Source organism: Alicyclobacillus vulcanalis, assembly GCF_900156755.1.
Lineage (GTDB): Bacteria > Bacillota > Bacilli > Alicyclobacillales > Alicyclobacillaceae > Alicyclobacillus > Alicyclobacillus vulcanalis.
The window spans coordinates 407573-430068 of the sequence record NZ_FTOO01000001.1 but is presented as its reverse complement, the minus strand read 5'-3'; the positions used below and the strand labels follow the sequence as shown (position 1 = coordinate 430068).

Annotated in this window: 18 protein-coding genes; 3 read left to right on the top strand and 15 right to left on the bottom strand. The window is 61.9% G+C overall.

Annotated elements, in window-relative coordinates; all coding sequences use genetic code 11:
- From BW934_RS02080 to BW934_RS02060, 5 genes are all read right to left on the bottom strand, one after another.
- Complete coding sequence (locus BW934_RS02080) at nt 1-1458, bottom strand: hypothetical protein (RefSeq protein WP_076344545.1); 1458 nt, start codon at nt 1456-1458, stop codon at nt 1-3.
- Nucleotides 1459-1464: 6 nt separating this feature from the next.
- On the bottom strand, nt 1465-2328 hold the full coding sequence (locus BW934_RS02075; protein WP_076344542.1) for a hypothetical protein: 864 nt from the start codon (nt 2326-2328) through the stop codon (nt 1465-1467).
- 124 nt (nt 2329-2452) lie between these two features.
- Nucleotides 2453-4231 carry an ABC transporter ATP-binding protein gene (locus BW934_RS02070; protein ID WP_076344540.1) on the bottom strand — a complete coding sequence of 593 codons (1779 nt, stop codon included), beginning with the start codon at nt 4229-4231 and terminating at the stop codon, nt 2453-2455.
- Entirely contained in the window at nt 4228-5970 is a 1743-nt protein-coding gene (locus BW934_RS02065) for an ABC transporter ATP-binding protein (RefSeq protein WP_076344538.1), read from the bottom strand. Before BW934_RS02065 ends, BW934_RS02070 begins: the two co-directional genes overlap by 4 nt.
- 165 nt (nt 5971-6135) lie before the next feature.
- Nucleotides 6136-7689, bottom strand: coding sequence for a Na+/H+ antiporter NhaC family protein (locus BW934_RS02060; protein WP_076344536.1), 1554 nt, complete (start codon nt 7687-7689; stop codon nt 6136-6138).
- 85 nt (nt 7690-7774) lie between these two features.
- Between BW934_RS02060 and BW934_RS02055 the strand changes: the two genes are divergently transcribed.
- Nucleotides 7775-8230 (top strand): hypothetical protein, encoded by a 456-nt coding sequence (locus BW934_RS02055; RefSeq protein ID WP_234969487.1) that lies wholly within the window; start codon nt 7775-7777, stop codon nt 8228-8230.
- Nucleotides 8231-8328: 98 nt separating this feature from the next.
- Here BW934_RS02055 and BW934_RS02050 read toward each other — a convergent pair whose 3' ends face one another.
- The 6 genes from BW934_RS02050 to BW934_RS02025 form a co-directional block, all read right to left on the bottom strand.
- Complete coding sequence (locus BW934_RS02050) at nt 8329-10098, bottom strand: peptide ABC transporter substrate-binding protein (RefSeq protein ID WP_076344532.1); 1770 nt, start codon at nt 10096-10098, stop codon at nt 8329-8331.
- Nucleotides 10099-10387: 289 nt separating this feature from the next.
- Nucleotides 10388-11350, bottom strand: coding sequence for an ABC transporter permease (locus BW934_RS02045; protein ID WP_076344530.1), 963 nt, complete (start codon nt 11348-11350; stop codon nt 10388-10390).
- A gap of 36 nt (nt 11351-11386) precedes the next feature.
- Nucleotides 11387-12274, bottom strand: a complete 888-nt coding sequence (locus BW934_RS02040) for an ABC transporter permease (RefSeq protein WP_076344528.1) — start codon at nt 12272-12274, stop codon at nt 11387-11389.
- A gap of 62 nt (nt 12275-12336) precedes the next feature.
- Complete coding sequence (locus BW934_RS02035; protein WP_076344527.1) at nt 12337-14052, bottom strand: peptide ABC transporter substrate-binding protein; 1716 nt, start codon at nt 14050-14052, stop codon at nt 12337-12339.
- A 77-nt stretch (nt 14053-14129) separates the two neighbouring features.
- A complete protein-coding gene (locus BW934_RS02030) occupies nt 14130-15098 on the bottom strand; it encodes an ABC transporter ATP-binding protein (protein ID WP_076344525.1) in 969 nt (322 codons plus the stop codon).
- A 17-nt stretch (nt 15099-15115) separates the two neighbouring features.
- Nucleotides 15116-16081, bottom strand: coding sequence for an ABC transporter ATP-binding protein (locus BW934_RS02025; RefSeq protein ID WP_076344523.1), 966 nt, complete (start codon nt 16079-16081; stop codon nt 15116-15118).
- A gap of 489 nt (nt 16082-16570) precedes the next feature.
- Between BW934_RS02025 and BW934_RS02020 the strand changes: the two genes are divergently transcribed.
- Both BW934_RS02020 and BW934_RS02015 read left to right on the top strand, forming a co-directional pair.
- Nucleotides 16571-17266: a response regulator transcription factor gene (locus BW934_RS02020; protein WP_076344521.1), complete on the top strand. Its 696-nt coding sequence runs from the start codon at nt 16571-16573 to the stop codon at nt 17264-17266.
- A gap of 15 nt (nt 17267-17281) precedes the next feature.
- Nucleotides 17282-18571 carry a sensor histidine kinase gene (locus BW934_RS02015; protein WP_076344519.1) on the top strand — a complete coding sequence of 430 codons (1290 nt, stop codon included), beginning with the start codon at nt 17282-17284 and terminating at the stop codon, nt 18569-18571.
- On the opposite strand, the gene BW934_RS02010 is transcribed toward BW934_RS02015, so the two are convergent.
- The 4 genes from BW934_RS02010 to BW934_RS01995 are packed head-to-tail and all read right to left on the bottom strand — an operon-like array spanning nt 18549 to nt 22394.
- On the bottom strand, nt 18549-19328 hold the full coding sequence (locus BW934_RS02010) for a lipoate--protein ligase family protein (protein ID WP_076344517.1): 780 nt from the start codon (nt 19326-19328) through the stop codon (nt 18549-18551). The genes BW934_RS02015 and BW934_RS02010 overlap by 23 nt on opposite strands.
- Before the next feature lie 4 nt (nt 19329-19332).
- Nucleotides 19333-20799, bottom strand: a complete 1467-nt coding sequence (locus tag BW934_RS02005; RefSeq protein ID WP_076344515.1) for a sensor histidine kinase — start codon at nt 20797-20799, stop codon at nt 19333-19335.
- Entirely contained in the window at nt 20796-21461 is a 666-nt protein-coding gene (locus tag BW934_RS02000) for a response regulator transcription factor (protein WP_076344513.1), read from the bottom strand. The genes BW934_RS02005 and BW934_RS02000 overlap by 4 nt, the downstream gene beginning before the upstream one ends.
- A 21-nt stretch (nt 21462-21482) precedes the next feature.
- Nucleotides 21483-22394: a LysR family transcriptional regulator gene (locus BW934_RS01995; protein ID WP_076344511.1), complete on the bottom strand. Its 912-nt coding sequence runs from the start codon at nt 22392-22394 to the stop codon at nt 21483-21485.
- Between the last annotated feature and the right edge of the window lie 102 nt (nt 22395-22496).

Genomic DNA, 22496 nt, shown 5'->3' with positions numbered 1-22496 from the left:
CTACCCTGTCGTGGACGCGTTGCGCACGAAGATGAGGGCGACGTTGTCGGAATAGACGAGCGTCCAGTTCGGGTTGTTCTCTAGATAGGTCGTCAAACTGTAGCCCGGCGGCAGAATCGCGGATTGAAAATGGTATTGCTGCAGGAGCGCGGGCGCATCGGGCGCGAGATTCTGCAAATCCATGTAATTTGCGAAGAGGCCGGATCGCAGGTAGATATCGGTGCGGCCGTCGACAAAGGTGGGCACGCCCCTGTAGATCAGATATCCGCCGAAGTCGTACGCGTTGAGGAGCGGCCCGGGAATGTGATGGGATTTGAGATAGTCCACAGCTGCCACTGGGTAGACGTTCGGATTCATATGTGCGGATACGGGGCCGCCAAGCGCCGGAACTTTGAGCCCGAAGTCGGCCACCTCGCCCAACATCGCCGCGAGCCACACGAAGCGCAGCAGTCGCTTGGGCCGCAGAAACACGCGCAGCCAGTCCCTGCTCAACAGGGCGATGAGCGGCGCACCGGAGATCGCGAGATAGGGCATGAAGCGCTGGTACACGAGGGTCAACGCCAAACACGCGAAAAAGTAGAGCGCCCATTTCCACGGAAGTTTGCGTTTGCGCGCGATCGCGACCAGCAGAAGGATGATAAGAAACGGAATGACGCCGTATTTGTAGTATTGGCTATGGAAGTTCGGCGAATGCCACTCCGCGATCGAGTTGACCATGAGGGCATTGTTCGAGAGAAGGGCGTAGGTGAACTCGTGAATTCCGTTGGGATTCAAGAGCCCCACGCCTACGCACAACACGGCGATGGCGAAGAGCAGTGCCCGCCTGCGCATCGGCATGGGTTGTCCCCGAAACCGCCCGATCGTCGGCAGGAAGGAGACGAAAACCTCAAACAGAATCATGGCGATGCCAATCGACACGCTGGCGTGCGCGTTTGCCCAGATCAGCGTGAGTGGGATGAGGAGAAAGGCGTAGAGGACGTGCCCCCTTCGCACGCGCTCCAACAAGAGTAGAAATAAGGAAAACATCATGTAAGAGACGAGTTGTGGCCGGACCACCCAAAACGGCATGCCGGCCGCGACGGCCAGCGCAGCGGCGAGCGCGGAAAAGACGGCGTTGCCGCGGGAAAGGTGCAGCGACAGGCGGTAGACGAACCAGACGGTGAGCGTCTCAAGCCCCACAAGAATGCCGTACACGCCCGGAAAGCCGAAATGCGCGGCACACCACGCGAGCACGACCTCAAACAGCCATTCCTGCGTGACCCAGGGTTGTCCACGCATCGACCAGGAGAACGGATCGTGGGTCGGCACGTGATGATGCGCCAAAATCCAAGCACCGGTCGCGAGGTGCCAGGGAGTGTCGGGATCGCTCAAGGGAGACGAGGCCGAATAGGCAAAGTAGAGAAGCCAGCCGAGGAGAATGACGGCGTCCAGCCGAATCCACGATGCAAGTCGAGCCAAGCGTCCTCACGCCTTCCGCATACGAAGATCAATGTACATGACTGCGAGCGCTACAAAGCCGTAAGGCACGACGATGAGTGAGGCGGCGACGGAGACCACCATCGCAAGTCCCGGGATGAGCGCAAAGACGCTGCCCACGAGCAGAAAAAACCCGTCTGCCACGGACAATGCGACGGACAGTGCCACGAAGAAGCCGATCAACCGCCAGACCTCGCCCTTGGTCAGCTGGAACGACCTTTGAATGCCCCCGACAAACCCGCGCTTTTCCTCCGCGATGACGTACGGAACAAAGGCCACCTTCACCCAGTACCAGACGGATCCCACAAAGGCCGCCAACAGGCCCATGACCGCGACTGCCATGCCGAACGCCTGCGAGGCACTCGCCGCGAATCCAGCCAACAGACCGATGAGCCAGGACGCGACGAGCAGCAACACGCCATACAGGCCATAGACCATGACGAGCGTCGCGAACGACATGGGCCATTTCCGGAAGGCGTCGTTGCCCGCCTCCTGCACCGGCACATCAAGGCCGTGAACCACCATTCCGACCGTGATCCGGCTTGTGGCCACCGCCATGAGCGGCAGGACGGCGAGCGAATACAGCAAAACGACAAACGGCATCCACGTCGTATACGCCTGCGGGACGGCTGCCAGGGCCTCGCTCAGGGAATGAGCCTGTTGGACCTTGGCCATCCAATTCCCCGAGGCGCCATCCGAGCTGAGAAACCTCGTCTGCACATACGCGTTGATCACGTCAAACGGCAATAAAAACACAAGCGAGATGCCCATCAGGGACCGAAATCGCTGGCGATAGGCCGACAGCGAGATGCGGAAGATGTCTCCTAACGTGAACTGGGTTCTGGGCGTCACCGCGATTCCTCCCGCAGGCAGGTTGCACGTTCCTTGCCAAACGTCCTTACCATCATAGCATAGAGGCGTTCCGGCGTCTCTCATCTCCCCTGTCCGATGCTTCGGCCCGCCTGGCGCGGTGCGCTCACGAGTACAGGCGCGATTCCACGCCGCTTTGCGCCTCGAGCCGCGCGTAGAGCCCGCCGAGGCGCACCAATTCCTCATGGCGACCCCGTTCGACGATTCGGCCGTGATCGAGCACAAGGATTTGATCCGCGTGGCGAATGGTCGCGAGCCTGTGCGCGATGACGAGCGTGGTGCGGCCCCGGCTCGCCGCCCGCAGTCCGTGTTGCACCCATTGCTCCGTCTGGCTGTCGAGGTTGGCCGTCGCCTCGTCGAGAATCAGAATGCGAGGATCGAGCGCCACAATGCGCGCAAACGCGATCAGCTGCCGCTCGCCCATCGACAGGTTGGCGCCGCGGCCATAGATGAAGGTGTCGTACCCGTCCGGCAACTTGGCGATGACGCGATCCGCCCCGACCGCGCGAGCGGCCGCTTCGACTTGCTCGTCCGGGATGTCCGTGCGAAACAGGCGGATGTTGTCGCGCAGCGTACCCGTGAACAGGTGGACCTCCTGCTGGACGATCCCGACGAACCGGTGCAGCGCCTCCTGCGACAGCGCGCGCACGGGCACACCGTCGATCAGAACATCGCCCTCGTCGGGATCGTAAAACCGGAGGAGCAAGCTCATGAGCGAGCTCTTGCCCGCGCCGGTGGGTCCGACGATCCCGACGAACGATCCCGGTTCCGCGGCGAAGGTCACGTCTCGAAGCACGGGATGGCGCGGATCATACCCAAACGTGACATGTCGAAATTCGACGCGCCCGCGCGCGTCGGCGGGAAGTGTGGCGGGACGCTCGGGATCCTTAACCTCCGGCTCGATGGCGAAGATTTGGCCGATGCGCTCGGCGGCCACCATGGCAGACTGAAGCGTGTTCCACTGTTGCGTCATGGCGTTGATGGGCTGGAAAAACTGCTGGATGTAGCGTATGAACGCGTACAACGTGCCGAACGGGATGGCGCCGTGGACGACGGCTGTGCCACCGAGGTAGACCACGGCGGCCACGGACAGGTTGCCGAGCATCTCAAACGTGCGGTTGAACCACACCGACGTCAGATACTCGCGGATGTTGGCGTCGCGGTGCTCGCCAGCAAGCTGACGAAACTTTTCGCTCTGGCGAGCCTCCTGCCGAAACAGCTGGGTGATCCGCATGCCAGCGAGGTTTTCGGCGAGGAAGGCCACCAGGCTCGCAAGCAGCGTGCGCGTGCGTTGATAGCGGCGCCGAAGCGCACCGCGAAAGCCCGCCGCGACGGCGAAGATGATGGGCACGAGCACCAATGAAAAGAGCCCCATCCGCACGTCCAGGCGAAACATGGCGATGAGTATCATGATGATGGACAATCCATCTCGAATCATGCTCAAAAAGAAGTTGGTGAAAAACTGGTTGACCGTCTCCGTGTCGTTCGATACATTCGCCACGAGAGCTCCCACGGCCCGACTGTCAAAAAAACGCATGGACTGCCGCTCGATATGCGCGAAGAGGCCCACGCGAATGCTCCGAATGACGCTCTGCCCGGCACGCTGCAACAGCGTGTTCTGCAGGTAGTTGGCTGCGACGCCAGCGACCACCACTCCGATGTACAGCGCCGCGATGTCCCAAAGGCCGTGCAGGTTGGGGTGGCGCGTGCTGATGTCCTGGTCGATGGCAATCTTCACGAGATACGGTTGCATCACGCTCGACGCATTGAACACAATGACGAGCGCAATCACCAACGCGAATTGCCACGCGTACGGTCGGGCAAAGGGCAAAAGTCGCGCGAGCGACCTGAGGCTTGGCGCCGAAGATGCTCCCTCTCGCTTCACGAGACCTCCTCCTCCCTTGCCTGCAGCCGATACATTTCGGCGTACACACCGCCTCGGCGCACAAGTTCATCGTGGGTTCCCTGCTCGACAATTCGCCCCTCGTCCATCACCAAGATCCAGTCGGCATCGCGCACCGCGGAGAGCCTGTGGGCGATGACAAAGACCGTGCGCCTCTGGCGCATGGCGCGAAACGAGGCGAGGATGCGCTTCTCCGTCTCCATGTCGACGGCGGAGAGGCTGTCGTCCAGGATGAGAATGGGCGCGTTCTTCAACCAGGCGCGCGCGATGGCCGTCCGCTGACGCTGTCCGCCGGACAGCGTGACGCCGCGCTCGCCGACGATGGTGTCGTATCCGTCCGGGAAGCGAGCCACGTCGTCCTCGAGACACGCGGCGCGCGCTGCGGCCTCGATCTCGTCATCGGACGCGTCCGGTCGGCCGAAGGCGATGTTCTCGCGGAGCGTGGTGGAAAACAGAAAACCGTCCTGCGGAACGAAGGCGATGGCCTTGCGCAGCTGCTCGAGCGATAAATCGCGCACGTCGCAGCCATCCACGCGGATGGCGCCAGCGGGCGGATCGTAAATTCGGGGCAGCAAGCTGACGAGCGTCGTCTTGCCCGAGCCCGTGCGGCCCACGATGCCGATGGTCTGCCCAGGCCGAACGCGAAGGTGGATGTCGCGCAGGACCGGCCGTTTCCCGTCGGGATAGGTGAACGCGTCGAGATCGATGTCCACGGCGCCTTCGATTTTGGGAAGCACGACGGGATGCGGAGGATCCGCGACCGCTGGCACTTCTTGAAGCAGGACGTCGAGCCTGGCCATCGAAGCGGAGGCGCGCTGATAGGAGTTGATGACTTGGCCGATTTGCTGCAGGGGCACGACCAGCTGGCCCAGGTAAAGCGTGAACGCCACGAACGAGCCGAGCGGAATGGCGTGTTCGATGGTGAGCCAACCGCCGTATAAGAGCGCGATGCCAAACGCGACAGAGCTTGCGGTGGGGATGATCGACTGAAAGGCCGCCTGTTTCCGCACGAGCGACATCTGACCGGCGACGATGTGCTCGACGCGATCGGCAAATCGCGCGACTTCGACGGGCTCGTTGGCGGTCGCCTTGACGAGGCGAATGGCGGTGAAGCTCTCTTCCGCGAGCTCTGACATCGAGGACAGTGCTTCCTGCACCTGTCGAGACGAAGCCCGCACTTTCGGACCAATCCAGACGACAAAGAAGGGAATGGAGACGAGCGGGATCATGCTGAGAAGCGTGAGTTTCCAGCTGACGGTCGTGAACGTCATGACGAGCGTTGCGATGAGGAGAAAGACGGCGTTCGTCAGGACGTTGAGCCCCCCAGAGAGCGCCTCCCGAACCTGCTGCACGTCGTTCATCGCGTGACTCAGCAGATCGCCAATGCTGCGCCTGCGGAAGTAATCGACATCCATCTTCTCCCAATGGGCGAACAGCCTGGTTCGCAGCAGATACTCGAAGCCGCGGGCGGCACGGCCGTTTTGGGACTGGCCGATCCCGTAGAAGATGACGTACAACGTCCCGACGGCCATGAGGAGCAGCGCGTAGACGAAAATGCCTCGGCCGCTCAACCGATGGGCGCTCAATGCGTCGGTGAAGCGGCCGAGCACGTTGGGAAACTGGACGAAGATCCACTCCGAGACGAGGATGGAAAGGGTCGAGGCGAGATAGCCGAGGCGATGCTCCCACAAGTACGACTTGAGCAGCGATTGCGGGCGCATAGGACATCACCTTCCTCCACACCGGTCATCAGCCTTATAACGATACCGCAGCCACTCGCCCCCGGCAAGAGATGGAGTCTGCCACTTGCCGGGCGCAAAATGACCAGCGCTCGCCGCGCGCCCGCGCTGTGCCGCGAGGATGGGCTCACGACCCAAAGCGTGCGCTCACCTGGCCCAGGCGCCGAGCAGGAAATAGGCGACGGTGCAGACTGCGACCGGAAGGAGCGCCGTCTTCAATTTGTAGTTGGCGTAATCCATGACGGGCACTTTCATCACCGTCGCCATGGCCACGGTGTTGTCGCTGAGGGGCGACACGAATCCGCCGAACGTGCCGCTCGCGAACACGGCACCCGCTGCAAGGGCCAGGCTGCCGGCACCGCCCTGAGCCAGGGAAAAAGCGAGTGGCATGAGGATGGCCCAGGTGCCGAACGAGCTGCCGAGCACGTACGAGATGGCACAGCCAAACACAAACAGCGCCGGAAGGATGAGCGACTTCGGCACGTACTGGACGATCTCGCGCTGGCAAAACTGGGCAAAGCCGAGATCGGACGCAACGGCGGAGACCGCCCAAATCAGCGCCAACAATACAATGACCGGCATCATCTCGTTGCCGCCCTGTAGGAAGCCGATCATGATGCGGTTGAGCGATGTGCCTCGCACGGCGTAGAGTACGGCCATGACGACCACCGTGAGAACGAGGGCTTCGAGCATGGCTTGTGCGGCGTTTGCTTGAACAAACGCCTGCGCGAGGCTGCGGCCCGCCTTGTACCCGGAGAGCACGGTAAACGCCAGCGTGCAGCCCAACAGAACGGCGAGCGGAAGCACCAGATGGAGCGCGGACGGGTGCGCCCTTTGAGCCAAGGCTTCAACGGGATCGGGAATTTCCTCGTCAGACGCTTCGCGGCGGCGCATGCTCCGCTGCACGGCGGCATCCTGAGGGAAGGCGACAGACCCCGTCTCGAGCGCGAAAGCACTTCTGCGTTCGTATGCAAGCCGTGGGACAGCGGAAGGTGCCCGGCCGCGATCGGCGTGCGCTTCAGCGTGGTGAGCCGGCGCGCGAGACGGGGACGTGGCAGACGAAAATCGGAAAAACGTGAGAAACACGCCCATGAGGAGCATGGCCCAGGCGAAGAAATTGTATGGAATGGTGGCGAGGAACAGGGCATAGGGCGACGCGTATCGCGCGTGGTGAACGGAGGTGTGCATGAGGCCGACCATGTAGGCCACAAACGCCGTGCCGATGGGAACGATGGCACAAAGAGGCGTTGCGGTCACGTCGATGGTGAATGCCACCTGCTCCTTTCGAATGCGAAAGCGCTCAAACACGCGGCTCACGATGGGCGCGACGGTCAGAATGCGAAAGTCCGGCGCCATGAAAGTGAACAAGCTGGACAGCCAGGTGAACACGAAGGCCCCCCGCGGCGAATGAATGCGGCCCGCCATCCAACGGCTGAATCCCTTGACGCCCCCGGAGACGCGAAGCAGGCCGACAAACGAACCAAACAGGTACAGGAACAGAATGAGATTCATGTTGCCCGAAAGCCCTGCCTCCCGCCCGATGTAGGCAATGGCAGCTTCCAAGCCTTCGAGCGGGCGCGGATGTTCGATGTAGCATCCGACAAACAGCCCAAGCGCCAGGCCCAGAATGACCTGTTTCGTCAACAGCGCCACGGGGATAATGACAAGAAAGGGAACAATCGACGCGAACGATCCGTGCATGTTGGTCCTCCTCCCTACGTCATTCCACAGTGTCCGCCAAATTGGGCGGGACATACTTGTGGCAGGAGGAGAGCCTGTGAACGGGATGATGGACCTGGACATCATGGAGGCGTGCAGCGTGTTGTCGTCGCTCGGGACCTTGGCCATCGCTTTGACGTCCTGGTACCAAATCCGGCGAGACGCCCGGATTGGCTACGTGCCGATGGTCGTGATCGACGACTTCGCGCGTTGGAACGGGCACCTCATCGCGGAGATTCGCAACTATGGCACGGGGCCAGCGCTGGATCTGAGGATGTGGATGGTGCGGGGACGGGACGTGTTGCCGATTGAGCCTTCGGTGAATGGGCGGCGCGTGACGGGGCTTCACCTTGCCCCGACGGAGGCCAAGCGCGTGCAGCTGGAGGCAGTGGCTCGCGAATCGGCGAGCTCGTACGCGGTCTCAAGCTCCGAACCCCTGCCCGCGGTCATTCGCATGCGGTATCGGTCCGTGCGCGGCCGAACGTTTGAGGGGCAAACCCATGTGCCGCCGGAACTCGGGTGACGGATTTCACGAACGACCTGCACGAACCGCCAACGAAAGCTCGGGAAATTGCAAACTCGGGCAAGCGCATGCGCTTGCCCGAGCGCGACTGAGACACGTCACTTCTTGGAGGACACCCAGATGTAGTTGTAGAGCGAGTAATCGGTCGTCGGATTCAGCACCTGTGTCGTGGCGTTGTGCACGTTCGGCGCGATCACGGTGATACTCGCCGGCACGTTCTGCCACAACACGGGCAGTTGCTTCGCGATGTAGTCCTCGTACGCGAAGAAGTTCTTCGTGTTCTCGGCCTGGGACGAGACCGGTTCGGTGGTTTTGGCGATGAGCTTGTCGGCGGTCGGATCGTTGTAACCGAAGTTATCCAGCCCGCCAGGCTCAAAGAGCTGTTCGCCCGATGGATAAGATCCACCGTACGTGATGCCGGTGCCAGCCGCGGCCGCCCACTTGCCGGGATTCTTCGAGTCGCTCATGATACTCTCTTCTTGGTTGAACGGCATCTCCTGAAGCGTCACGTCCACGCCAATTTGCTTCCAATCCTGCTGCACGAGCTCCGCTTCCTGGATGGTCGACTCCGCGCCCGACGACACCAGCATGGTGAACTGGAGCTTTTGCCCGTTTTTCGTCATGACACCGTTTTCCATCTTCCAGCCGTCCGACTCCAGCAACTGCTTCGCCTTCGCCGGATTGTAGGCGAAGAGGTTGTTCAGCGACGGATCGTAGTAGACGGTCTTCGGCTGCGCCGGGATGGGTCCGTAGAGCGGCGGCGCGAAGCCGTGATACACGTCCTGGTCAATCTGGTTTTGGTTCATCGCGTATTCCAGCGCCTCGCGCACCTTGAGATCGCTAAACGCGCTGTACATCGGCGAACCCTTCAGCATGTTCAATTCAATAAAGAAGTAACCGAAATTGTATCCAGGTACGATTTTGTCCCCCATCTGAAGCAACGCGTTGCGCGAGTTCCACTGCGACGGATCCAGATAGCCGAGGTTGACGGATCCGCTGCGCAACGCTGCGAACTCCGCGTCCGCAGATGCTTCATACTGGAAGATGAGCTTGTCAAGCGTGCTCTTGTGGCCGCCGAACGTCGGGTTGGGTACGAGCACCCATGCCTGACTTTGCTTCGCGCTCACCAGCTTAAACGGCCCATCCACGACGGTGAAGAAGCTCGCAATGCTCGCCTCTTTGCCGAGATACGCGATTTCCTGCGCCATGTTGTTGGGATACTTGTTCCACGCGTGCTCCGGCAGGGCGGTCAATTGGCCGATGCCGTTGTAGATGAACCACTGCTGGTTCACCGGCTTCTTAAGCGTGATTTGGACCGTGTAGTTGTCGAGCGCCACCACGCTCTTCACGTTTTGCGGTATACCGCCGGAGCCGTTGCTGTAGTTGGGCCACGGCGGCGTATTCGACTCGTCCGTCGCCTTGATGAGCTGATAGTCCCAGACCACGTCCTGCGCCGTGACCGGCTTGCCGTCCGACCACACCCAGTTCTTCTTCAGGTGAATGGTGTAGACCGTGCCCGTCGCGTTGTAGTCGATTCTCGACGCGAAGCTGTCCGCCCAATCAATGGCATAATTGTTTCCGATATAAATTACTCCAGGATATAGAAGAATTTGCAATTGTGCGTTGTAGACACTCGCGTTTGCAGAGTCCGTGATGGGCAGATACCAGTTGAGGTTGGTGGATGGCGCCAGCGCCACCACCAGCGTGCCGCCCTTCTGCGGCTGTTGCGTCGTGGTCTGTGTGCTGTTGGTGGTGTTCGACGAGTTGTTCTGCTGCGTGCCGCATCCCGCGATGATGCCCGCTCCCAGGACGACCGTCGCGGCAGCGACACCCAAGCGCGCCGCATGTTTTTTACGTTGACCTTTCATATGAACCCCCCTTAATCGCGTCTGCGAGCGAGACAAGACTTCGCAGACTTTTTCTTTGAATCATCTCTTTCAGATAAATTCATCCTACGAGCAGCCTGCGAGGTTGTAAAGGTCATAGCGCACCACAGATGTTACCATCCAAGAAGCCCCATCGCTTAGAATCCGCGCCGGGCCTGATGTTTTCCGCACCTACGTGCGACGTGCATCAATCTAAGAATTCTCTAAGAATACCATCCATCATGAAAAAGGCGCGAGGACGTTTGCTTCGCCCTCGCGCCTTCGCGTTCGATCACGACATGGACTCCAGGCTGATCCGCGGATCCACCAGGCTGTACAGGACGTCCGCGAGCAGGTTGCCGATGATGGTCAACGCCCCGAGGAACATCGTCACGCCGAGCAGCACAGGATAGTCGAGCGTGCCGACAGCATTCCAGTACAGGAGGCCCATGCCCGGATAGTTAAAGATCTGCTCGATGAACAACGCACCGGCAAAGAGCGCCGGGAACGAAAGGCCAAACAGCGTGATCTGCGGCAGGATCGAGTTGCGCAACACGTGGCGCCACAAGACCTGAGACTCCCGCAAACCCTTGGCACGAGCCGTGCGCACGTAGTCCATCAACAGCGTCTCCCGCACAGACGAACGCATGTATCGGGAGTACCCGGCCAGCGTCACCAGGGTGAGCGTCGCAGCCGGCAGAATCAAGTGATGCAGCCAATCCCAGAAGCCCGGATTCGGGTCCTGCGGATTCAACACGCCGCCCGACGGGAACCAGTGCAACTGGATGGCGAAAAACATCACCATCAGAATCCCCAGCCAAAACGACGGCATCGAGTAGAAGAAGTAGTTCAGCACCGTGATGATATGATCGGCGATGCTGTTCTCGAAGTACGCCTGAATCGTGCCAATCAGCATGGCGAACAGCTGCGCAAAGATGGTGGCAATCAGAACCAGCGACAGCGTGTTCGGAAGCGCGTGCGCGATCAGGTACGTCACGGGCTCCGTGTAGTTATACGAGTATCCCAGGTTGCCATGGAGGATGTTCCACAGCCAGATGAGATACTGCATGTACAGCGGCTTGTTCAAGCCGAGCGATTGGGCCAGAGCCGCAGCCCGCTGCGGCGTGTAGTGCTGCCCGAGCAAAATGCGCACCGGATTGCCCGGCACGATGTGCAACAAGATAAACGAGATGATTGAAATGCCGATCAGCGACGGAATGGCCTGCAGGATGCGGCGCACAATGTAGCTCAGCACTCGGGCTCACCCCACTTCCGTGATCGACTTGCGCCATCAATCGGTGCGCGTCTCAAGCGCATGGCGCAGGCCATCGCCGATGAAGTTGACGAACAGCTGCGAACAGAGAATCAGAATGCCCGGCGGGTAGATGAGCCACCACGCGTTCTGGAAGATGTAGTTCATCGCAGCCGACAAATCCGCGCCCCAGTTCGGCGCCGGTGGCGGCAATCCTAGCCCCAGGAATGATAGACCCGCAATCGCGAGAATCGAGTCTGCGACCGCGAAGGTCGTGGTCACCAGCACGGTCCCGATGAAGTTCGGAACCAGATATCGCATCATCAGCCTCCACGTGCGCACGCCGGCCAACAGTGCGGCTTCGACGTAGGCCTCGTTTTTGATCTTCAGGACCTCACCGCGCACAATACGGCTCACGCCAAACCAGCTGGTGGTCGCAAGCACGAAGATCATGAGGCCGACGTTCGGCTTAAACGTCGCGTTCAGGAACAGCAGGATGAAGATGCTCGGGATGGACAAGAGAATGTCGACAATACGCATCAAGATGACATCCACCCAGCCGCCCGCGAGTGCGCTCACCATGCCATACAGCGTTCCGAACGCCATCGCCACGAAGGCGGACAAGAAGCCGACTTCCAGCGACGCTTGGCCACCCACCATCATGCGCGCCAAGACGTCGTGGCCCGCGTCGTCCGTACCCAGCGGATGTTTTGCGCTAGGCGGTTGAAGCAGTGCTGTAAAATCGCCCTGCGTCGGGCTCACGTGATACAACATCGGCCCGAGGAAGCAGAACGCGAACAAAAGCACCATGCCAATGACGCCAATGGAGCTCAGCGGATACCGCCAGAATCGCTTCCACGTGCGCCACTTCGTCGCCTGGACGCGCGGCTCGCCCGCGGAGTTTGCCACCTGCGTCTCTGTGACCACGCCTTTCCCTCCCTTCTCTTGCGCGGCCGGGGTACCCAGCCGCGCCACGTGAGTTCAATGGTTTACTTCGACATCCAAATATAGTTAAGCAGTGGATAACCGGTTGTCGGATTCAGATACTGCGCGGTCGCGTTGTGCACATTCGGCGCGACGGCCGTCAGGCTTGCCACGCCGTTCGTCCACAAGACCGGCACCTGTTTCGCACAGTACTCCTCGTACGCGAAGAACGCCTTGAGCGACGCCTGCTGCGACGGTGCTGGCGATGTCGTCGCGGCAATCAGCTTGTCGAGCACCGGATCGTCATAGCCGAAGCCGTCGAGTCCGCCAGGCTCAAACAGCTGCTCGCCCGACGGATACGATCCGCCGTACGTGATGCCCGTGCCGGCTGCAGCCGCCCATTTTCCAGGATTGGACGTGTCTTGAATGATGCCAAAGATCTCGGACAGCGGCATCGACTTCAGCGTGATTTGCACGCCAATCTGCTTCCAATCCTGTTGGATGAGCTCCATCATCTGCGTCGTCGACTGTGCGCCGCTCGGATAGATGACCTGGAACTTCAGCTGCATGCCATTTTTGGTCATCACGCCGTTTTGCATCTTCCACCCGTCCGACTCCAGCAACTGCCTCGCCTTGGTGAGGCTGAACGGAAAGAGCGGCTTCTGCAGATTTGGGTTGAAAAAGATGGTCCGCGGCGTCGCCGGAATCGGTCCGTACTGCGGCGGCGCAAACCCGTGGTAAATGTCCTGGTTGATGGCGTTCTGGTCAATCGCATACTCCAGCGCCTGCCGCACCTTCACGTCGCTGAACGCGGCGTACATCGGCGAGCCCTTCTGCTGATTGAGCTCAATGAAGTTGTACCCGAAGTTGTACGCCGGCGTGAGGGTGTATCCCGACGACGCGAGCGACTGACGTGAATCGTACTGCGACAGATCCAGGTACCCCAGGTTGACCGCGCCGGTCTTCAGCGCTGCGAACTCGGCATCGTTGCTCGCCTCGTACTGGAACACGAGCTTATCGAGCGTGCTCTTGTGGCCCGCAAACGTCGGGTTCGGCACGAGGGTCCACGACTGACTGCTCTTTGCGCTCTGCAGCTTGAACGGCCCGTCGACCACCGTGAAGAACGCTGGGTTCGTCGCTTGCTTGGCCAGATAGATGATCTCCTGGCGGATGTCATTCGGGTACTTGTTCCAAGCGTGCTTGGGCAAAGCCGTCAGTTGTCCGATGCCGTTGTAGATGAACCACTGTTGGTTCACCGGCTTCTTCAGCGTGATGACGACCGTGTACGGGTCCTTGGCCACGACGCTCTGCACGTTGTCCGGCACGCCACCCGCGCCCGCGTTGTAATTGGGCCACGGCGGAGGCGCGTCCTTCGCGTCGGTCGCCTTGATGAGCTCGTAGTCCCAGACGACGTCATCCGCGGTCACTGGGTGGCCGTCCGACCACTTCCAGTTCTTTTTCAGCGAGATGGTGTACACCGTACCCGCCTGGTTGTACGTGATGTTCTGCGCGAAGCTGTCCGCGTAGTCGATCTGGTAGCGGTAATCGATGTAGATCACACCCGGATACAACTGCGTGTACAGCTGCGCGTTGTACAAGCTCGCGTTGCCCGCGTTGGTGATGGGCAGGTACCACGTGATGTTGGTCGACGGCGGCAATGCGTAGATCAACGTCCCGCCGTGCGATCCCGTCCCGCCCGTGCTGTTTGCTCCGCCGCAGCCAGCCACGGCGCCGAGCGCCACCAGGGCGGACAAGCCGCCCGAGAGCACCTTCGTCTTCATGTCGCTTCCCCCTTCGACGAACCCTGAGCGTAGGGTCTCGAAACCGAGGGAAGTTCATGCACCGAAGGGCCTCGCGACTAGCCGTGCAAGTGACAGGCCACCCAATGATCCGGATGCACCTGAACCGGCTTCGGCATCGTCTGGCGGCAGACGTCCATCACCCGCGGACAGCGCGTGTGGAACGGGCAGCCGGACGGCGGATTCGCCGGGTTCGGCACATCGCCCTGCAGGATGATGCGCTCGCGCCGGTTCGTCCGCTTCGGCTCCGGTGCTGCCGAAAGCAGCGCTTGCGTGTAAGGATGAAGCGGATCCTGGTACAGGGACTGCTTCGGGCCGATCTCGACCAGGTGCCCGAGGTACATGACCCCGACGCGATCGCTGATATGGCGAACGACCGCCAGGTTGTGCGAAATGAACAGGTACGACAAGTTGAACTGGTGCTTCAGGTCCATCAAGAGATTCAAAATCTGCGACTGAATTGACACGTCGAGCGCCGAGACGGCCTCGTCCGCGACGATGAGCTTCGGATTCAGCGCGAGCGCGCGCGCAATCCCGATGCGCTGGCGCTGACCGCCTGAAAACTCATGCGGGTACCGGTTGATGTCGCTCGCCCGCAGTCCAACGGTCTTCAGCAGCTCGCCCGCCCGTTCGAACGCCTCTGATTTCGGCAACACCTTGTTGACGATGAGCGGCTCCGCGATGCTCTCGCCGACAGACATGCGCGGGTTGAGCGACGCGTACGGGTCCTGAAACACCATTTGCGACTTGCGGCGGCTCGCCCGGAGCTCTTCGCCCTTGGCGTGCGTGATGTCCTTCCCGTCCAGAATGATCTTCCCAGAGGTCGGCGTCGTCAGCCGCATGATCATGCGCCCTGTCGTCGACTTGCCGCAGCCCGACTCACCGACGATACCGAGCGTCTCGCCCGGCTTCACCCGAAACGACACGCCGTCCACGGCGCGAACGTGGCCCACCGTGCGCTTCAAAATGCCAGACTTGATGGGGAAGTACTTCTTGAGGTCCTCGACCTCCAGCACGTACTCGCTCATGCGCTCCCTCCTTTCTGTCAGACGAGATCGCAACGAACCAGATGCCCCGGCGCCACTTCGCGCAGCTCTGGCATCTTCTCGAAACAGGACGGCTTGGCGATGGGACAGCGCTCGGCGAACCGGCAGCCCTTCGGAAAGTTGGCCGCGCTCGGCACGGTACCCGGGATGGAGTACAGCACGTCCTTGTCTTCCTCCAAGGACGGAATGGATTCCATGAGCGCCCGGGTGTAGGGATGCTTGGGCTCTGAGAAGAGCGTGTCTGCGTCGACGGATTCCACCACCTGGCCGGCGTACATGACGACGACGTGATCGGCCATGTCGGCCACGACGCCCAGGTCGTGCGTGATGAGAATGATGGACGTGTTGGTGTCACGCCGCATCTTCTTCATGAGGTCGAGAACCTGCGCCTGAATGGTCACGTCCAACGCCGTGGTGGGCTCGTCCGCAATCAGCAACTTCGGCTCGCAAATCATGGCCATGGCGATCATCACGCGCTGGCGCATGCCGCCGGAGAGCTGGTGCGGATACTCGCGCACAATTTGCTCGGCGCGCGGCACACCGACGAACTTCAGCATCTCGACAGCCCGGTCCAGCGCTTCGCGCTTGGGCACCCCGCGGTGCCGAACCAAAACTTCCGAAATTTGCGTCCCAATGCTGAGCACGGGGTTGAGCGCGGTCATGGGCTCCTGGAAGATCATCGAGATCTCGCTTCCGCGCACATCCGCCATCTCGCGGTCGCTCAGCTTCAGAAGATCTCGGCCGTCAAACAGAATTTGACCGTCGACAATCTTCCCGTACGGGCGAGGCACGAGCCGCATGATGGACAGCGACGTCATGCTCTTGCCGCAGCCGGATTCGCCCACGATGCAGACGACCTGTCCGCGGCCGACCTCGATGTCGATCCCGTCCACCGCCTTCACCGTCGCCTGTTTGCTCACGAAGTAGGTTTTCAAATCGCGAATCGCGAGGAGCGGTTCGGTCACCCTTCGTCCCTCCCATCTCTCGACAAATGTTGAACGCCGTTCGATTTCGGAATCTGTATGACAACGTCACATGAGTGCTCTCTTGCCTCGGCGCAAGTCCGAAATCGCGGTACCCTGCACGCACCGTGCCTAGTATAGCGCAAATTGTATCGACGGCCATCCCCGGTGTAAAGGAGAGCGACAGGCATGGTCATCACGTTTTTCCAACCGCTCGCGACCAGAATGTCGAACTTTCGCGGCTTTCGCCAGCCTTCGTAGGAAACTAAGAATTCTCTTAGCCTCGGCCGCGCCCCTCGTCCCCGCCGAGGGTGGTCAAGAAATCTTACGAAAGCGCAAACATTCGGACACGCTCGCTCTCCGTCCCAGGAAGCCTATCGGCGCTTCAAGCGGCATTCAATCGTTCCGTGTAGAATAAAACTGGTCAGCCCATGGGACCCAAGCCCATGAGACCGATCCATGGATGCAGCGAACGACGCGGGAGGTCATCCGATGCGCATCTTGCTCGTCGAAGACGAAGTGCGGCTTGCGTCCGCACTGAAACAGCTTCTCAAAGAACACCAGTATGCGGTCGACGTCGCCCACGACGGCGAAACCGGCTGCGATCTTGCCCTAACCGACAGCTACGACCTTGCCATCTTGGACATCATGCTGCCGAAGATGAGCGGTCTCGACATCCTGCGCGCCATGCGCAAAGCGGGCCTCCAGACCCCGGTCTTGCTCCTCACGGCCAAGGACACCGTCGAAGATCGGGTGACGGGCCTTGACGCCGGCGCCGACGATTATCTCGTCAAGCCGTTCGACAACAAGGAGCTCTTGGCGCGCGTGCGGGCCCTCTCCAGGCGCACCGGCCAACTCGCTGGCGGTGAGGCCATTGAGGCGGGCCCGTTTCGACTCGATCTTAACACTCGAACCGTCACGCGCAACGGGGAACCCCTGGCGCTGACGGCCAAGGAATTCCAATTGCTCGAGCTGTTCATGCGCAACCCGAACAAGGTGCTTTCCAAAGAGGTCATTCTCGATCGCGTCTGGGGACCGGATGCCGACGTGATCGGCAATGCGGTGGAAAACTATGTGCACTTCTTGCGGAAGAAGATCGACGCGCCGGACTTGCCGTCGTACATCGCGACGGTGCGGGGCGTAGGCTATATGTTCCATCCCGATCCGGCCGCGCACCGCAAGGCGTGAGAAGGGACGTGCGGTTTGTTTAAGCGACTGAGCCTGCGGCTGACCCTGTTGACGGTCATCCTCTTGGTGGTGCTCTACTCGATCACGTCGCTCGCGCTCTACGGCATCATCCGCGGGTTCGTCACGCGCGGGATCGACTTCACGCTGCGCCAGGCCGCCTACCGCGTGGCGGACACCGCCGTGCTCACGGGCATCCCGAGCTTCGCCTCGACGGGATCGCCCGAAATCAACTTCGTGCTCGCCGACAACGGCGTGTACACGTCGATCGCCGATCCCGACCTGGCGAACGCGCTCGAAAAGCGGCTCAGCCGGAGCGCCGACCGGCCTGTGTTCTTCAACTTCGCGCATGAGGGCGAACACTACCGCGTGTTTGAGCTGCCGATCTCGCCCGGATCGGGCGGGCCGGCGTACGTGGCGACGGTCCTGGACGACTCCCAGACGGTGCGGGCCTTGAGCGATTTGCGTTCCGTGATCGTCATCGTCGGCCTGTTTGGCATCTGCGGCGCGACGCTTGTCGGCTTCATCCTGTCGGAGCGCATGCTCAAGCCCATCCGCAGGGCGTTTCAGCGCCAGCTCGAGTTTGTCGCCGACGCGTCGCACGAGTTGCGCACGCCGCTCGCCGTGATCCAATCCAACCTCGGGATTGTGATGGAACACACGGACCAGACGGTGGAGCAGAATCTGGAATGGCTGAACAACGCGCACGGCGAAGCGCGCAGGCTCGCGAAACTCGTCCAGGACCTGCTCACGCTCGCGCGATCCGACTCCGAACGGATGCCGGTGGACAGGCGCCCGGTGGCGTTGAACGACCTGCTGGACCGCATCCACGACCTGTACGAAACCATCGCGGAGATGCGGGGCATTGAGCTTGCCGTGCGCGCGGACGAGCCCCTCGTGGTGTTGGGCGATCGCGACCGCCTGCACCAGCTGCTTGTCATTCTCATTGACAATGCGATGAAGTTCACCGACGCGGGCGGAAAGGTGGAAATCGCGGCGACGCGCACCCGGAATCAGGCGGTGGTGTCCGTGCGCGACACCGGCATCGGCATCGCAAAGGAGCATCTGGACCGCGTATTCGACCGGTTTTACACCGTGGACACGGCGCGATCGCGCCACGGCGAGACGAAGGGCACGGGGCTCGGCCTCTCCATCGCAAAATGGATTGTCGAGGCCCACGGCGGGAAGATTTCCATCGCGAGCGAAGGCGTTGGGAAAGGGACGACGGTGCGCGTCGAACTGCCCCTGATGCCCAGAAAGGCCGCGCCACCTGGAGAGGAGGACGTCAAGGCGAAGGGCGAGGCGTGATGCCCTGCTCCTGCAGGCGCTCGCGCAGAAACTCGACGAGTGACGCCTGCGCCGCCTCGTCGGACCAGGAGGCGCCGGAGGCCTCGGTCAGGGTGGTCGCCTTGTCCCGCTCGATGCGCAGGTCGTCGCGCCCCGCGTAGCGGTAGAAGCGCTGAATGGCGGCGATGGCGGCGTCGAGATCGGGCGATACGCTGATGCAGCCGTGCGCGAGCACGTAGCCGGGATACCGCGACGCCATGCCGGCGAGCCCGCCCCGCCACGCCTGGGCCGTGCCGACGATCTTGCGGCCGCGGATGGCGACGTTATAGTTGCCATCGCAGTAGCTCCCGGGCACGTCGGTCATCTCCGCGCAAAGCCCGAGGCGCTGCAGCCACTCGACCAGCGGCTGGCAGAGCATGCGGTAATACCGATCCGTCGTCGCACCCTCCGCATGGCGCGGAAAGATGAGCGAGAGGTTGAGCATGCCCTCGCCGTGCGGCACGGCGGTGCCGCCCGTGGAGCGCACGAAAAGCGGCCAGCCCTCCGCCGCCATCCGCGCCATGGCGGCTTGGCCAGCCTCCCCCGCGACGTCGCGCCGGCTCACGACAAGCCCGGTCACGGGAAGGTGGCGCCACACGCGCACGACGGGGAGCCTCTCCCGCACGGCCACCTGCTTGCCAAGCTCATCGTCTCGCAGGATGTTGGCGAGGGGCGACGCGTCCACCTCCTCCACCGACAACTCGACTTCCCGCGGCCAAAGCGCATCCCATGCTGTCATCCTGTCATCCTCCCGAATCGCGCCTCGCGCCCACCAGCGGCAGCACAATGACGACCGTCGTGCCCTTGCCCGGCGCACTCAGCACGTAAATGGTGCCCCCGTATCGCTCGACCACCTGTTTGGATATCGCAAGCCCAAGCCCGGCCCCCTGGCCCTCTCGCCGCGCCGCCTCGCCGCGGTAAAACCGCTCGAACACATGCGGCAACACGTCTTCCGGGATGCCTTCGCCGCTATCGGCGACGGTGATGCGGGCCGTCGTGGCTTCCTCGCGCACGGCGAGCCGGATCCAGCCGCCCTCGGGCGTGTGGCGCATGGCGTTGTCCAAAAGTCCGACCAAGACCTGCCGCAGCCTATCCGGCTGGATCGCCACGCGCCCGCCGCGCGTGAGGTGCACGCTTACCTCCATCTCGAGGTCCGGCCTCAGAAGAAGCGCGTCGTCCCGCAGGCGAGCGAACAACTCATCCATCTCGTCCTGGCCCATTCCCCCGCCCACCGGGAGCTCGTCCACCTGATCCAGGTTGGAGAGCGCGAGCAATTCGTCCACCAGCCGCTGCAGCCGCCCGACCTCCTGCACGATGTTGCGCACCGCCGGCTCCCAAACGCGCGCATTGTCCCTGCCCCATCGGCGCAACAGATTCGCATGTCCCGCAATGATCGCGAGCGGCGTCCGCAGCTCGTGCGACGCATCCGCCACGAAGCGGCGCTGCTCGTCCATCGCCACATCGATCCGGTCGAGCATCTGATTGACCGATTCCTGGAGCGACATGAGCTCCGGCGGCAAGTCGGTGAACGTGAGCCTCCCCGCCCTGCGCCACTCCACCTGCTGAATGCCAGCCATCAGCCGCGAGAGTGGCCGAAAGCCGCGATCGATGAGCACGCGCATCCCCACGGCAAACAGCGCGATCACGGCCGCATCCAGCACCAGAAACACCGTGAGCATGTGCAGCCCCGCCTGGCGGACGGGATCGAGCACTGTGAAAATGGACAGCTGGCCATACCCTCCGTTTTCGAATCTCACGCCCTCCGTGAGGGCGAGCACCCGATGAAACCCATTGGCGTCCCGCCACGCATACGGATAGCTCCAGTGCGGTTTCGCAAAGTCGGGGCCAAGCGCGGGCATCGGCACCCTCGAGGCAATGTCGTCCACCACCGGCGCGGTGAACACGGGGCCCATGATCTGAAACAGGACGTTGCCCTGGGCATCGGTCAGGCGAATGACCGAATCGGTGGCGGCCGCATATCGGTCCCACGTCGTCGTCACGGTTTCCTCCGCCAGTTTGTCGGCGCCTTGGCCGAGCAGCGTCGCCATCTCGAGCTCCATGATCCGCTTCTGGCCGATCAAACTCTCGGCCTGGTAAGACGCCATGAACATCACAGTGAAGACGACGAGCACCACGGCACACCACAGCGTGCTCCAGATGAGCATCGTGCCCTGAATGCTCCTCCGCCGCGCGCCGCGATCCCACCTCATGGTCCCTCGACCTCGAGCCGGTAGCCCTGTCCGCGGACCGTCTTGATGTACCGGCGCTCCGGGTCCAACTTCTGCCGCAAATACCCAATATACACGTCCACCACGTTGGTATCCCCCGGCGCCTGAAAACCCCACACGCGCTCCAACAGTTCCTGTCTCGAGCAGGTCCGATTCACATTGCGCAGCAGGTAGAGAAGCAGGTCATATTCCCGCGCCGTGAGATCGACCTCCTGCCCTTTATACACCACGCGATGAGCGTCGAAGTGAACCATGGCGTCCCCAAACCGAAACGGCGCCGTGCCCGATTCATACCGACGTCGAATGGCTCGGATGCGCGCCCACAGCTCTTCGATGGCAAACGGCTTGACGAGGTAGTCGTCCGCCCCCGCGTCCAACCCTCCGACGCGATCCGCCACGGCTCCTCTCGCCGTCAGCATCATCACAGGCACGTCGGAAAACGTGCGGACCTCCCGGCACAGCTCGACCCCGTTCATGCCTGGCAGCACAATGTCGACGAGCAGCAGATCGTACACCTGCGATCTCGCCTTTTCAAGCGCGCTCTCCCCATCCATGGCCACGTCCACTTCTACGCCGGACAGCTCCAGTTCCAAGCGCAGAAACTCCACCAATCCCGGTTCATCCTCGACGATTAAGACGCGCATCGGTCACTCACCGTCCTCATCTTACCGCAACCCCGTCGACACCGCCTCTTGTTGCGACGCAAGCCACCGAAGAAACGCCCGAGCCGCGGCGGGGATGTGCGATTCCTTCCGCCACACCAGCGTGACGGTCCGCTGGCCGAGATCGCAACCCACGATGTGAACGAGCTTCAACCTGCCCTCCGTCACGTCGTCCGCTACGGCAGGCCACGGCACCACCGCGAGCCCGAGGCCCGCCTGAACGAACCGGTTCATCGCCTCGAGGCTGTCCGTCTCCATCACCGGCGGCGCGGGCCGATCCACCCCCGCCCTGTGCAGCAACTCGTCGATCTGCCGGCGCAATCCCGACTCGCCGTGCATGACCACCAGCGGATGCTCTGCGAGCTCCGCGATGGTGGCGCGCTTGCCCGCGAGCGCGTGGTAAGACGGCGCCACGGCCACCAGCTCGTCCCGCCACAAGGCCACAAGCTCCACGCCCGCGTCGCCATCTGGGGGCGTCGTCACGATGGCGAGATCGACCGCGCGAGACGCGAGGCGCTCCAAAGTGACCTTGGACGATCCCGTCACCACCTGAAACCGCACGCGAGGGTGGATCGACGCGTAGCGAGCCACCAGCGCCGGCAGGCGGTATAAAGTCGGAGACAGCCCTGCCCCAATGCGCACGAGACCCGCTTCTGGATTCGACATCTCGAGAAGCGACTCCGCGAGTTCCTCCTGCTTGCGCAGGACTTCGAGCGCGTACGCGTGGACGCGCTCGCCTGCCGGCGTCAGCGCGAGACGCTTTCCGCTCCGATCGAAAAGCGCCTGCCCGAACTGGCGCTCCAGCTGCTGGATTTGCCTGGTCACGGTGGGTTGCGTCACGTGCAGCGCCCGCGCCGCCTCGGACACGCTACCGAGCGAGACGACGGTCACAAGCGCTCGCAGGGCCTCGAACATTCCCATCACTCCATGCGCCACGAGAATGAAAATGATACGTATCATTCATTTTACACATGGAAAGGCAGGGCGTACACTGGTGCTGTGAACAAGGAGGGAACG

What these genes read in the sequence shown, in the direction of transcription:
- BW934_RS01995 (WP_076344511.1), bottom strand. Translation starts at nt 22,394, where the DNA reads ATGTTCGAGGCCCTGCGAGCGCTTGTGACCGTCGTCTCGCTCGGTAGC.
- BW934_RS02055 (WP_234969487.1), top strand. Translation starts at nt 7,775, where the DNA reads ATGATGGACCTGGACATCATGGAGGCGTGCAGCGTGTTGTCGTCGCTC.
- BW934_RS02035 (WP_076344527.1), bottom strand. Translation starts at nt 14,052, where the DNA reads ATGAAGACGAAGGTGCTCTCGGGCGGCTTGTCCGCCCTGGTGGCGCTC.
- BW934_RS02030 (WP_076344525.1), bottom strand. Translation starts at nt 15,098, where the DNA reads ATGAGCGAGTACGTGCTGGAGGTCGAGGACCTCAAGAAGTACTTCCCC.
- BW934_RS02000 (WP_076344513.1), bottom strand. Translation starts at nt 21,461, where the DNA reads ATGCGCGTCTTAATCGTCGAGGATGAACCGGGATTGGTGGAGTTTCTG.
- BW934_RS02010 (WP_076344517.1), bottom strand. Translation starts at nt 19,328, where the DNA reads ATGACAGCATGGGATGCGCTTTGGCCGCGGGAAGTCGAGTTGTCGGTG.
- BW934_RS02005 (WP_076344515.1), bottom strand. Translation starts at nt 20,799, where the DNA reads ATGAGGTGGGATCGCGGCGCGCGGCGGAGGAGCATTCAGGGCACGATG.
- BW934_RS02060 (WP_076344536.1), bottom strand. Translation starts at nt 7,689, where the DNA reads ATGCACGGATCGTTCGCGTCGATTGTTCCCTTTCTTGTCATTATCCCC.
- BW934_RS02065 (WP_076344538.1), bottom strand. Translation starts at nt 5,970, where the DNA reads ATGCGCCCGCAATCGCTGCTCAAGTCGTACTTGTGGGAGCATCGCCTC.
- BW934_RS02050 (WP_076344532.1), bottom strand. Translation starts at nt 10,098, where the DNA reads ATGAAAGGTCAACGTAAAAAACATGCGGCGCGCTTGGGTGTCGCTGCC.
- BW934_RS02020 (WP_076344521.1), top strand. Translation starts at nt 16,571, where the DNA reads ATGCGCATCTTGCTCGTCGAAGACGAAGTGCGGCTTGCGTCCGCACTG.